Here is a 12,923-nt window from a genome sequence, read left to right as displayed (position 1 = left end):
GATATATATAACCGTATAATCATTTTTGATCTCCGGAGCTGCTGAAAGCGGTACATCCTCGTCTTCTATGCTGATCGTTTCCTGTTCAGAATCCGTCTCAGGGGAATCCGCCAGCGGAACCTGCTCATCCGGGATGTCTACCGTATTCTCATTTGCAGCTGGCTGATTATTTTCATCCGGTGCTGCCTGTTGGTTGTTTTCACCATTATTAGGAGTATTATTTGCGTTGTTATCCACTGTATTATTTGGTGTGGTATTTGGCGGTGTAGTTGCCGGAGTATTATTTGCTGCAGGAGTTGTTGGCGCAGCAGGTGTATTATTATCCGGATTGTTATTTGGTGCTTCCGTCGCCGGTGGATTTGTCTGAGGCTCCGTCTGCTGTACATCGGATTGATTGGATGTATAAATAAACTGAATCTCAGAATTTTTATCTGACAAAACCACAGATTTTGACTTTTGGTCTGCCGTGTAGCCGCTGATCAGCAATGCTGTTTCTGTTATTTTATTTCCATTCTCACCCATAGTAACCTTAGTGGTTGCAAGCTGATTTCCATTTGTGTCTACATATTTAACTGCGTATTCTACTCCACTTACTACCGGAATATATTTAGCGACATAGATTTTTTTCCCGGTTACCGGTGTTCCGGCTTCCTGGGGTTCCTCGCTCCATTCTTTAAAGACATATCCTGTTTCCGGGATGGCATAGGGACTATTTGGGAATCCCTCACCATATGGGATATTATAAACGACTTTCTTTCCATCACCCTCACTTAAGGTTCCGTGAGAACCCCCTCGAAAAACAACCTCATAGTTTTTTGCTGCTTCTGCAGAAAGTACCGGCACTGCCAAAAATATCATAAGAAAGCACATTATCAACATACTTATTTTTTTCATTTATGACTCCTCTCCTTTCTGATTCTTTTTCCGTCTGCCTGCAGCTATAAATATCATTACGCATACACAGGCACCCATCGTCCCTGCAAGCAGAAAAATCGGCGTATCATCACCAGTTTTTACTTTATTTGTTGTTTGATTTGTACCGCTGCTGCCATTGGAATTCCCATTGCTGCTGTTATTATTGTTATTATTATTTGAATTACCCGGATTTTTATTTGTGGTCGGCTCTGTCTGGTCGGCAGAATCATCATGTGCCACACGGAACGTAAATTGGATGACCCCCTCTGTTTCCTGGTAGCTGTTATCCATGGAGTCCCCATCCACATAGACTTCCATATCTATATCCGTTGATTCCCCTTTTCCAAGGCTTTCTAACAGGAAATTCTCTCCCATATAACCTTCCCCAAAGCTTTCCAGCCCACCGATTTTTCCTTTATAGAACTGTTCCCCGTCTTTTTTCAGGGTAATTTCAAATACCGCCCCGCCTGCTCCCATTTCACGAAGCACCTGAGCACTCATGTAAAATTTCATCTGTTCATAGTCATCATTTGTCAGCGTAATTTTCTGAGTTCTCGTCTCCCCGGGCATCATATTTTTAAAATTATCAAACAGATCATTGCTTCCGTTTAAAAATACAAATTCTTTGGCATCACCATCAAAAGTAACATTTGTATCACTGTCAGCGAATACCACCATATTCATTTGTAAAAGCAATGTCAGTATAATGAAAAAACTAAATATTTTCTTTTTCATATTTTCACCCACCGCATATTGCAGAACCGCCTGCAATACTGCCACTATAAAACATGTTGAAAGAATCATGATGTGGCATCCTTTCTGCTTTAAATTTTTCTTTCAACACTTACCTCCTGTTAATATTCGCTTCTATTCTTCCTCTACTTCCTGCAGAACTCCGTTTTCATCAATTTTAACTTCTAATCCCCATTCTGACAGCATGGCATCTGCTGCCCCGATTACCTGGATCGCATCTGCCTCCACATCAAAAGCGATGGAAAGTCCGGTATATAAATTTTGTTCTTTGCTTGGGATGTTGGCAATTTGGATAAAATCCATTATCTTCGATGTAGACTCTTTTTCATTCAGGGGTTTGCGGTAGTAAAAGTACATTTCTTCACCATTTTCATCGTCAGCCTGAATAATCCAGTCATCCTTTTGATTCGTTATAATTGAAATGTAATTTGCGTCAGCTTCCGGATTTTTCTCACCGCTGCGGTCTTCCCAGCTCTTATGCAGTGTTACTCTTAAGTACAAAGGGTTATCTTTAATATTATCTACATAAATGGCCTCCGGAATTTTATCTCCAGGCATCCCTGTAATATTCTTGATATCGCCTTCCTTTATTTCTTTTCCGCCATTTGCCGTTTCTTCCATAAGCTGTATTCCAATATTTCCGGCACTGATTTTATTTTTAGAAGTTGTTTCTGCCTGAAAGGATGCCATTGTCCCGCTTATCAAAGTCGCCGCTAAAAGCACAGCCGCCGCGCCGATTATCATGAATTTTTTCTTTTTCATAGCTATTTTCCTTCCTTGTATATACTGGTACTGCGTTGCATAAATAACTGTGATACAGCACCCGCTATCCACAGTTATTTATGCAATGCAGTACTTGCATTTAATGATACTGATGCACTTTATAATTAGATTATAATGGATTTTTGTCACACTTTAGTCACACGGAATCATTTTCATAAAATATATTGTATTTACATCTGAGCATTGCTATAATAAGCATTATTACAGCAAACTGAGAGGGAGGTATTTCTATGTATCCCTGCAAACTTCATAAATATGCCTTTCTGATGATACTGCTTTTATTCAGTATCTTTTTATCAGCCTGCGGCAAATCAGACGATCGGGAGCACGTTGTCTCCAAGGGTTCCTCCGGGTCTGGTATCAGTTCCACGGGTTCCCGCCCGAATACGCCAAAGGTTCTGACTCCAAAAGCTGCCGGAACAACGGTACAGACTGATGCGTACGCTTCCATTGATACATCCAGCCTGTCAGAAGGCTATTTTATGGTAAAGTACCTGGGCAATGCATCCAAAGTGAAGCTGCGGGTGAAAGCTTCCGATAATTCTACTAATGACTATAATATTAAAAACACCGGAAAATATGAGGTTTTCCCCCTGTCCCAGGGAAACGGGAGCTATGAAATTATGGTTTGTGAACAGCTGGCCAATGATAAATACGCTATCGTAAGCTCTTTATCCGCAGATGTAACATTAACAAATGAATTCGGTCCCTTTCTGTATCCGAACCAATATGTCAATTTTACAGCTGATTCCCAGTCCGTAAAAAAGGCAGCTGAACTCGTAAAGGGAGCTTCAACAGATCTGGATGCCATTACCTCTGTATACAATTTTACCATCGATAACATTACTTATGATACGGATAAGGCAGAAAGCGTACAGTTTGATTACATTCCCAATGTGGATGATACTCTGACAACCAAAAAAGGAATCTGCTTTGACTACGCTTCTCTTATGGGATGTATGCTGCGTTCCCAGGGCATTCCCACCAAAATTGAAACCGGATATTCCGGTGAAGTTGTCCATGCCTGGATCAGTGTCTATACAAAGGAGGAGGGCTGGATTGATGACATTATTCAATTCGACGGCAAAAGCTGGTCACTCATGGATCCAACCTTCGCAGCCAGTGGCAAAAACAGCAAGAAAATCCAAAAATACATTGGAGACGCAAAGAACTATACCACTAAACATACCTATTAATAGATATTTAAATTTGCGTTTTGAAAGGAGTTCTTATGGCAAAACAAGCCAACAAACCATTATCCAATACTGAAATATCCTTTTTCTGTAATCAAATGGCAATGATTCTCCAGTCGGGTATTTCTTCTATTGAAGGCATCTCTATCATGCTGGAAGATAACGTCAGTCCGGATGGAAAGATTGTTTTGGAATCTATTTATCACACGCTAGAAGAAACAGGGAACTTCCATGCTGCGGTATCAGACTGCGGAGTTTTTCCTAAATATTTTACAGATATGGTTGAAATCGGCGAACAATCAGGCCGGCTTGACGATGTCATGTCCTCTTTAGCCCAATATTATGAGCGGGAGGAGAATATCGCTAAAGGAATTAAAGGTGCTATTACATATCCCTGCATTATGATCGGGCTTCTGTTATTTATAGTAGTGATCCTCATTGTGAAAGTACTGCCTGTCTTTAATCAGGTTTACATTGAGCTGGGCAGCCAGCTGACGGGATTTTCCAAAAGCCTGCTGAACCTTGGAAACATGCTCAGCCATTATGCAGTGCCCGTAATTATCGTTTTCGCAGCTTTTACGGCTTTCTTATTTTTCAATGGTTCTAAGATTCGTTTTTCCAAAACTCTTCAGCATAAGATAGCCCAGGGTCGATTTGCCAGCGGAATGTTTCTTACACTGAGCAGCGGTCTGGACATCGAGCAGAGTCTTACCATGACCTCTAAGCTGGTTGATAACCAGGATTTACAGGAAAAGATTAAAAAGTGTCAGACTTCCATGGAAGAAGGCGAAAGCTTTTCACATGCAGTAACCAGTTCCGAACTTTTCCAGGGGGTATATGCCCGCATGATCGCAGTGGGATTTAAAACCGGCAACGTAGACGAAGTTATGAAGAAAGTAGCTGATCAGTATGAAGAAGAAGTCGACAATCGGATCGAAAGATTGATCTCTATCCTGGAACCTTCCCTGGTAGTTGCACTATCTATAATTGTGGGTGTTATTCTGCTCTCTGTTATGCTTCCGCTTATGGGCATTATGTCCAGTATCGGACCGCTTTAGGAGGTATTTCTATGAACCGTTTTCACCAGTTACCTTTTCATCGAAGAATAAGAGCCGGTTTCCTGGTTTCACTCTGTACCTTCGGACTTGTTATGATTTTATTCCTATATGGAATCGGCAATATCTCTGCCACAACCGACGCTGAACAGCAGAGAACCCTTGCCGATGCCCTAAGACGGTGTGCCGTACAGAACTATGCCCTGACAGGCTCCTATCCGGATACCCTGGAAGACCTTTTGGCACACTATGCCGTCGCATATGATGATGATAAATTTATTATTCATTATGAACCTTTTGGCTCTAATATTATGCCTGACATTACCATTATTAAGAAATAGGAGGCCACCTTATGAAGAATTTCCGGTCAAAGGAACACTTTGTTGATATCGTTTTTACCCTGTCACTGTTCTGCGTATTTGCAGCTTCAGCGCTGCTTGTGGTTCTGATCGGTTCTAATGTTTATCGTTCTACTGCCGGGCAAATGGCAGAGAATAATTCTTCCCATACTGCACTCTCTTATATTTCTGAAAAAATCCGGCAGGCGGACGGTATTGGTGATATTACCATTACCAGACTGTCAGGCACCGATGCCCTGGCTCTTACAGACCAATATGACGGGCAGGACTACATAACTTATATTTATGAGGATCAAAATGAGTTAAAAGAACTATTTGCAAAAGCAGACACTTCCGTATCTGTTGAATCCGGCCAGTCCATTACAGATATCACCTCCCTTAAAATGGAAGAAGTGAGGGAAGGGCTTTATCATTTTACCGTTTCTACAGAGGAAGGGAATGGTATTGACCTCTATATCCACCCCAGAAGTGACATTAAAGACATTGAATAAGAAAGAAGGATTCCAATATGAAAAAGAACACTCCTTCCAAATCAAGTTTATTTTTAATCGAATTGATTATAGCCATACTGTTTTTTACCGTTGCAAGCGGTATCTGCATTCAGCTGTTTTCAAAATCTTTTTTGCTGAGCCAGAGTTCAAAAAATTTGAGTACATCTTCCCGACTGGTATCAAATACAGCCGAAGTACTGGAAAGCTGTAACGGTTCCCTGTCAGAAGTGCAGTCTTTGTTTCCGGAAAGTGTCACTGATGGGGATTCCATAATCTTTTATTATGATACAGCCTGGGAAAAATGCAGTGAATCAGATAGTAAGTTTACTCTCATCGCTACAGTTACCGGGGACTCCCGTAAAAAGGACGTCTCCATCTCATCATTTGAAACTGATAAACCGGAAAAACTGCTGTATTCTCTTGCAGCCCAAATAAATATTCCTCATACTCTTGAGTAATAGAAAGGCCGTTTATGATGAAAAAGAAAAAGAAACATACTTTTTTAAATATCGGAACTTCTTCCATTCTGCTTGTATTTGTGCTTTTATGCCTGGTAACATTTGCTGTTCTTTCAATCGTTAACGCCAACATGGATTATCAATTGAGCAAGAAGAATGCCGAGCATACCAGTGCCTATTATAAGGCGGACCAAAAGGCCAAGCAGATACTGTCTGAAATTGATGACATTTTATATTCCGAGTACAGATCGCAGACTTTTTCCGACCCACAATCTTATTATACCCGAATAATAAAGGTACTCTCAGACAAGGATACATATACCTTTGACCAGGATCGTCCGTCACCTGAATTACATTATGCGGTACCAATTACGGATGATCAGATGTTAAAGGTAACTCTGGAGCTTAATTTCCCAACACAGTCGGGAGAGCGCTTCTATCGCATTATAACCTGGAACAGCGAATCTGATGGCAGTTGGGCACCGGAAAGTAATGTACCTGTATTCAACGGATCTTTTGAATCTGAATTTTAGGAGGAACTTTAATGGAAATAAATGAACTATTGGAACATGCGGTAAAAGCCTTGGCATCAGACGTTTTTATTGTAGCCGGGCTTCCCCTGTCCTATAAAGTCAATGGCACTATGGTACATGATGACTCAGACAAACTTATGCCTAATGATACCGAAAATATTATAACGGAAATTTATCAACTGGCCGGAAACAGATCTATGCAGATTTTGCTGGATAAAGGCGATGACGATTTTTCATTTTCCATTACCGGCCTGTCCCGATTTCGAATCAATGCATACCGTCAGCGTGGTTCCCTGTCTGCCGTAATCAGAATTGTGCGGTTTAATCTTCCTGATCCCCAGGAATTTGGCATTGGTAATAATATACTGCGGCTTGCAGACTTTAACAAGGGTCTGGTTCTGGTTACCGGACCTGCGGGAAGCGGAAAATCAACCACTCTTGCCTGCCTGATTGATGCCATCAACTCTTCCAAAGAACGTCATATCATTACACTGGAAGATCCCCTGGAGCATTTGCACCGCCATAAAAAAAGTATAGTAAGCCAGCGGGAGATTAACACAGATACCGAAAGTTATCTGGTAGCCCTGCGTGCCGCCCTTCGCCAAAGCCCCGATGTTATTCTGCTGGGCGAAATGCGTGACTTTGAAACAATACAGGTTGCCATGACCGCAGCTGAAACAGGTCATCTGGTATTTTCCACCCTCCATACTATAGGCGCTGTGAATACAGTGGGAAGAATTATTGATGTTTTCCCTCCAAGCCAGCAGACCCAGATTACCGTTCAATTATCCATGGCGTTACAGGCAGTAGTATCCCAGCAGCTGGTTCCCTCCGTTAGCGGGAAACTTATCCCTGCTTTTGAAGTTTTAACATTAACTCCGGCAATCCGGAATATGATCCGTGAGAATAAAATCCCCCAGATTGACGGAACTTTATATTCTTCTTCCTCGGATACAATGTTCTCCATGGATGCCAGTCTGGTCAGCCTTTGCAAAAAGGGGCTGATTACATCCAAAACCGCCTTAGAATATGCAGTAAAACCAGATATGATGCAGCGTAAATTGTAGGCTGCTGTCCAATTGACATACTTACCTTACCTCGCTGCTACTGTACTTTTTGCTATACTGTTTGTTTTACTGTTCTGCTTCTTTTACTGTACTGCTTCATTTACTGTACTGCTTCTTTTGCTATACTGTTTCTTTTACTGTTCTGTTTCTTTTACTGTTATGTTTCTTTTACTGTACTGCTTCTTTTACTGTGCTGTTTCTATCACTGTATTGCTTTTTTTACTTGACATTTTTCTGATAACGCTGATACTGCTTTGGCGTCATCTCTGTAAACTTCTTAAAATGATTGCAGAATGAGGCTGCGTCCTTAAACCCACAGGAATACGCAGTCTCTGTAATACTGTACTTCATCGTTTCCAGCATATTCATCGCTGTCTTCAACCGAAATTGAATTAAAAACTGCTTTGGCGCACACTGCTCTACATCCATAAAGATCCTATACAGATATGTCCGGTCAATCCCCACGTACTTTGCTATATCGCTGATTTTAATGGGATAGCCATAGTTATGACAGATATAATCCACTGCTTTCTGGAAATATTGCTGCTCATAGCTTTCCTTTGGCTCATCCGACTCCCGTACCATAAGTGCCATTACCTGATAAAACATTCCGGTAAGTTCAAACTCATCTTCTTCATGCTCCAAAAATATCTGTGCTAATTTTTGCATTCTTTCTATAAATAAATCTGTCTGCTCCGGCTGAAATGTCAGTTTATGCCCCTGAAATCCCGTTCTTTTTAAGATTCTCTTTGCCTCATAACCGTCAAAAGCAACCCAGGCATATTCCCATGGTTCCTGATCGTCCGCCCTGTACAGGGTCATTTCGTTTGGGTAAATCAGAAATACATCTCCCATCTTTAGATGCATTTTCTGACCTCCTGTTTCATAGGTCCCTTTTCCCTTCACTACCACATGCATCAGATAATGCGGGCGTAATGCCGGTCCAAAAAAATGACCGGATTCACATTTCTCCCTCCCCGCATAAAATACCGACAAGGATTTTGAATACCTGCTTTCCATAGCATCTCCTTCCTATTACTTTTCAACAAATCAACAATTTTTACGAAACAATTTGGATAGTCTGCCCATATGATTTATTATATAATAAATTACAACAGATAACAAATATTATCCACATAAAACCAGGAGGTCCTATATGATTAAAATAACATTTATGGGTGCCGGAAGCACTATATTTGCAAGAAATGTACTGGGTGACTGTATGTGCACCCCTGCTTTATGCGAAAGTGAAATCGCACTCTATGACATCGACAGACAGCGCCTTGAAGATTCTGAGATTATTTTACAGGCAATCAACAAAAACGTAAATGAAGGACGAGCTACTATTAAAACTTATTTAGGAGTGGAAAATCGAAAAGACGCCCTTCGTAATGCTAATTTTGTTGTTAATGCAATACAGGTTGGCGGATATGATCCATGTACTATAACTGATTTTGAAATCCCTAAAAAATATGGTTTAAGACAGACTATTGCGGATACACTGGGAATCGGCGGTATTATGAGAGCTCTGCGTACCATTCCGGTTATGGCTGATTTCGCCAGAGACATGGAAGAAGTATGCCCTGATACACTTTTTATGAATTACACCAATCCTATGGCGATGTTAACAGGATATATGCAGCGTTATACAAAAATCAAAACCGTAGGACTTTGCCACAGCGTTCAAAAATGCTCAGAGGATCTTATGAAAGCACTTGGCATGGAAGATAAACTGGATGACAGACGTGAACTCATCGCTGGTATCAACCATATGGGATGGCTTCTGGAGCTCCGTGATAAAGACGGAAATGATTTATATCCGGAAATTCGTGAACGGGCTGCTAAGAAAAATGCGGAAGAAAAGCATAATGACATGGTTCGTTATGAATATATTAAAACTTTAGGATATTACTGTACAGAGTCCAGCGAGCACAACTCCGAGTACAACTCTTTCTTCATCAAATCCAAATATCCGGAAATGATTGAAGAATACAATATTCCTTTAGATGAATATCCAAGAAGATGTATCAAACAGATCGCTGAATGGGAAAGTGAAAAGGCTTCTATTTTAAAGGATGGCAAGATCACCCACGAACGTTCTCTGGAATACGCTTCTTACATCATGGAAGCTGTAGTTACGAACAAACCATATAAAATAGGCGGTAACGTATTAAATACTGGCTTAATCGATAATCTTCCTGCAGATGCATGCGTAGAGGTCCCATGTCTGGTTGACGGAAGTGGAGTAACACCTTGCCATGTCGGACGCCTGCCGGTTCAGTTAGCCGCTATGAATATGACCAATATTAATCCTCAGCTTCTGACCATCGAAGCAGCCGTTACAAAAGACCGTAGCCACATTTATCAGGCAGCCATGATGGATCCACATACCGGTGCTGAACTTAATATTACTGACATCAAAAAGATGTGTGATGAATTAATCGAAGCTCATGGAGATTATATGAAAGATTTCCAGTAATAATTAAAAATCGGGGGCGTGCAGATTGTTGAAATAAATTTCCACCCCCCTTTCTTCGGCAGGGGACACCTTGAATGCATACTTCAAGAGGTCCCCTGCTTATTTCAATACTTTTTACTGACTTTATTCATCATAATGACAGATACGACTACAGCATGAAATAAAATATATCTACATTTGTTTCTGAAACTCATCAATAGTATTAGTTACTGCTGCTATTTTAATCCACCCGGATAATCTTTCCACATCCTTCTCCGATATAATCCTCTGCCGCAGATCGTCTGAAACAGTTCCTTTTATATTCAAAAATTCCACGATAGCTTCCGCCTTCCCCTGGGATAGCCCAAGCTCTATTCCCTGGGAAATCCCATCATCTACTAACATTTGCCCTAATCTTGTCATATTCATTACCCCCTTAATTTCATCCATCTCTTCATTTTTCAAAAATTTCTCTGCCAATGCATAAATAACCGCTTGTATCTTTTGGGACTCTTCTGCTCTTAAACAAATCTCTTTACTGACAATCTGGAGCGCATTTTTAATCCGGTCCTTCATTGGTATTTTTCCCTGCATCAATGGAGTCAGCGCCAAGGCAACCAGTTCCTGCCTTTCTATAGGCTTTCCACATTTCTGCTTTTTCAAGAGTTTTTTTATGATCCGGTCTGCATTCTTATTCTGCATAATAATAGGGATTACCCGATAGGTATTAATGCCTTCCGTAAATTGATATTGTGGATTCTTAATCTTTCCGGAAAACAAAACGTAAGTCACAACCGGCACTTTATTCTCCTGGCTGGTTAATGCCTCATAAACCCGAAACCTTTTTAAATCCGTAATTCCTCCATTAGTTGACTGAAACTCAAAATGTTTCCAGGTTCCGTCCTCCATAATCAGATTCATATCTTCATACAGCCTTTTTATCTCCATATGTATTTCCTCTGTTGGTGCAATCATCTTCACCTTTCCTTTAATCCCCAAATAAGGGAGCAGCTCATCTGCAAAAAAACGTACCATTGTTTTCATTACTGAATCTTCAATCTGATTAGCACCGGTCTGCTTTTGCTTCACATCCTGCATATAACCTCACTTTCTATACTCCTATGCAGAAATCTACCTATTTCAAAAACAGAGCATAGCAGAAATTGCTCCAAACTATAAGATAATGGTTTTCCTATTGACATACTATAATTGAATTTCGCTTTGAAAATAAGCGTGGAATTAAATAAGAAATTAAAACTAAGAACTTAATAATAAATATAAATACATAATTAAAAAATAGATAAATTTGTGCACTGAACCATTATCTTATTTAGATAATAGCAAACTAATGCTTTGCTGTCAATAACTATTCTGCTGCCAGCCGACAGAATCCTTGCAATCCCCCAATCTCCATCCCTCTGACTTTGGGGGATCGCAGCTAATCGTCCTTTTCTTTAAGTTGACGCAATTCCCCCGCTATATTATAATAAACATACAGTTAAATAGAGGAGGGGATTACATGGAATTACAGGTTGGTTATACCGACTCTGCCAACTACAAGTGTCTGGAAGACCTGCAGCGTGACTATGTTGATTTGTACCTGAGCTATTGTGGGATTGAGAACTGTGAAGCCGGATTTGGCTTTGGACCGCAGAAGCGTACGGAATATGTGATACATGTCATTACCAAGGGCAAAGGCTTTTTTCAAGTGGGCAAAGAAATATATCCTCTGGTAAAGGATCAGGCTTTTTTAATTATACCTGGTGTAGAATGCTATTACGAGGCTGATAAAGAAGATCCCTGGTCTTATATTTGGATAGGATTTAACGGTTTGAAATCCTATGAATGCATTGCAAATGCCGGTTTTTCAAAAGAAGAACCAACTATCTCACTAAATTGTACGGACAAGCTGATTACCTGTATTTCAAAAATGCTGGATGCACGTCAGCTTACTTACGCAAATGAACTAAAGCGGGGCAGTTTATTGATGCAGTTTATGGCTATTATAATCGAAGACTATTCCCTTCGGGATCAGGAACATATTAACTACGATTACTCGGGAGCTGTCTACGTAAAACATGCTATTAATTTCATGTCCCATAACTACTCAAAAAAGATAAAAATAAACGACCTGGCTAATTATATCGGAATTAACCGAAGCTATCTTACCAATAGTTTTAAAAAAGCAATGGGTGTCTCACCACAGGAATTCCTGGTCAGCCTTCGCATGAATAAAGCGGCTTCTCTCCTACAAAAAACTACTTTACCCATCAGTACGATTGCGATCCAGGTAGGCTATGACGACCCATTGGCTTTTTCCAAAATATTTAAACAAAAATACAGCGTCAGTCCAAAAGCTTTTCGGGAAATTCCGGAACATCTTGTAACGCTGGAGAAAAAAAATGATTACGTAAATGTACGATCATTGTAAACCGGGATAAACTTCAGATTGTAAAAGGGGGCGTTTTTATGCGTCCCCTTTTGTAATTCTCTATTATAATTTACCACCGGAGGTTGCAATACCTTCGATGAACTGTTTCTGAAATATTACATAAATAACGATCATCGGCAGACAGGCAATCAGAGACGCTGCCATCAGTTCCGGGAATTTCGTTACATACTGCCCCTGCATTTTCGCCAGCGCTGCAGACAGGGTAAGCATGTTCTTGTCTGTATTTACAATCATTGGCCACATCAGGTCTTTAAATGCAAATACTGCTGTGAAGATACCCAGTGCAACCATCGCTGACCTTGTCAGCGGAGCCATAATAAACAGGAATGTCTGTCCTATATTACAACCATCCAGTCTGGCTGCCTCTTCCAGGTCATTTGGCAGACCCATGTATCCCTGTCTTAAC

At 40.6% G+C, this 12,923-nt stretch carries 15 protein-coding genes; 9 read left to right on the top strand and 6 right to left on the bottom strand.

The window, feature by feature from the left end:
- The 3 genes from RHS_RS19900 to RHS_RS19890 all read right to left on the bottom strand — a co-directional run.
- The coding region (locus tag RHS_RS19900) for a MucBP domain-containing protein (protein ID WP_047834149.1) at positions 1–894 on the bottom strand (894 nt) is incomplete at its 3' end.
- Positions 895–1,719, bottom strand: coding sequence for a hypothetical protein (locus RHS_RS31455; RefSeq protein WP_395023066.1), 825 nt, complete (start codon positions 1,717–1,719; stop codon positions 895–897).
- A 63-nt stretch (positions 1,720–1,782) separates the two neighbouring features.
- Complete coding sequence (locus tag RHS_RS19890; RefSeq protein ID WP_047834148.1) at positions 1,783–2,430, bottom strand: SipW-dependent-type signal peptide-containing protein; 648 nt, start codon at positions 2,428–2,430, stop codon at positions 1,783–1,785.
- A gap of 251 nt (positions 2,431–2,681) precedes the next feature.
- On the opposite strand from RHS_RS19890, the gene RHS_RS19885 reads away from it, so the two are divergent.
- The 7 genes from RHS_RS19885 to RHS_RS19855 are packed head-to-tail and all read left to right on the top strand — an operon-like array spanning position 2,682 to position 7,607.
- Positions 2,682–3,647, top strand: a complete 966-nt coding sequence (locus RHS_RS19885) for a transglutaminase family protein (RefSeq protein ID WP_395023064.1) — start codon at positions 2,682–2,684, stop codon at positions 3,645–3,647.
- Between the two features lie 35 nt (positions 3,648–3,682).
- Positions 3,683–4,702 (top strand): type II secretion system F family protein, encoded by a 1,020-nt coding sequence (locus RHS_RS19880; protein ID WP_027295119.1) that lies wholly within the window; start codon positions 3,683–3,685, stop codon positions 4,700–4,702.
- An 11-nt stretch (positions 4,703–4,713) separates the two neighbouring features.
- The gene (locus RHS_RS19875; RefSeq protein WP_027295120.1) at positions 4,714–5,040 is read left to right on the top strand and encodes a hypothetical protein; all 327 of its coding nucleotides are present in this window, start codon (positions 4,714–4,716) and stop codon (positions 5,038–5,040) included.
- An 11-nt stretch (positions 5,041–5,051) separates the two neighbouring features.
- Positions 5,052–5,549 carry a DUF4860 domain-containing protein gene (locus RHS_RS19870; RefSeq protein ID WP_044297428.1) on the top strand — a complete coding sequence of 166 codons (498 nt, stop codon included), beginning with the start codon at positions 5,052–5,054 and terminating at the stop codon, positions 5,547–5,549.
- Positions 5,550–5,566: 17 nt separating this feature from the next.
- Positions 5,567–6,007 carry a hypothetical protein gene (locus RHS_RS19865; protein ID WP_027295122.1) on the top strand — a complete coding sequence of 147 codons (441 nt, stop codon included), beginning with the start codon at positions 5,567–5,569 and terminating at the stop codon, positions 6,005–6,007.
- Between the two features lie 14 nt (positions 6,008–6,021).
- The gene (locus RHS_RS31450) at positions 6,022–6,540 is read left to right on the top strand and encodes a hypothetical protein (RefSeq protein ID WP_052377887.1); all 519 of its coding nucleotides are present in this window, start codon (positions 6,022–6,024) and stop codon (positions 6,538–6,540) included.
- Positions 6,541–6,551: 11 nt separating this feature from the next.
- On the top strand, positions 6,552–7,607 hold the full coding sequence (locus RHS_RS19855; RefSeq protein WP_027295123.1) for a type IV pilus twitching motility protein PilT: 1,056 nt from the start codon (positions 6,552–6,554) through the stop codon (positions 7,605–7,607).
- Positions 7,608–7,826: 219 nt separating this feature from the next.
- On the opposite strand, the gene RHS_RS19850 is transcribed toward RHS_RS19855, so the two are convergent.
- Positions 7,827–8,627: an AraC family ligand binding domain-containing protein gene (locus RHS_RS19850; protein WP_047834147.1), complete on the bottom strand. Its 801-nt coding sequence runs from the start codon at positions 8,625–8,627 to the stop codon at positions 7,827–7,829.
- 136 nt (positions 8,628–8,763) lie between these two features.
- Between RHS_RS19850 and RHS_RS19845 the strand changes: the two genes are divergently transcribed.
- Complete coding sequence (locus tag RHS_RS19845; protein WP_027295125.1) at positions 8,764–10,086, top strand: alpha-glucosidase/alpha-galactosidase; 1,323 nt, start codon at positions 8,764–8,766, stop codon at positions 10,084–10,086.
- 171 nt (positions 10,087–10,257) lie between these two features.
- On the opposite strand, the gene RHS_RS19840 is transcribed toward RHS_RS19845, so the two are convergent.
- A complete protein-coding gene (locus RHS_RS19840) occupies positions 10,258–11,163 on the bottom strand; it encodes a hypothetical protein (protein WP_047834146.1) in 906 nt (301 codons plus the stop codon).
- A gap of 421 nt (positions 11,164–11,584) precedes the next feature.
- Between RHS_RS19840 and RHS_RS19835 the strand changes: the two genes are divergently transcribed.
- Entirely contained in the window at positions 11,585–12,496 is a 912-nt protein-coding gene (locus RHS_RS19835; RefSeq protein ID WP_044289527.1) for a helix-turn-helix domain-containing protein, read from the top strand.
- Positions 12,497–12,559: 63 nt separating this feature from the next.
- Here the strand turns inward: RHS_RS19835 and RHS_RS19830 are convergent.
- Positions 12,560–12,923, bottom strand: a 364-nt coding sequence (locus RHS_RS19830; RefSeq protein ID WP_047834145.1) for an ABC transporter permease subunit, incomplete at its 5' end; no start/stop codon positions are given.

It is taken from the genome of Robinsoniella sp. RHS (assembly GCF_001029355.1).
Taxonomy (GTDB): Bacteria; Bacillota; Clostridia; order Lachnospirales; family Lachnospiraceae; genus Robinsoniella; species Robinsoniella peoriensis.
The sequence above is the reverse complement of the archived record's forward strand: the minus strand, read 5'-3'. Positions and strand labels throughout refer to the sequence as shown.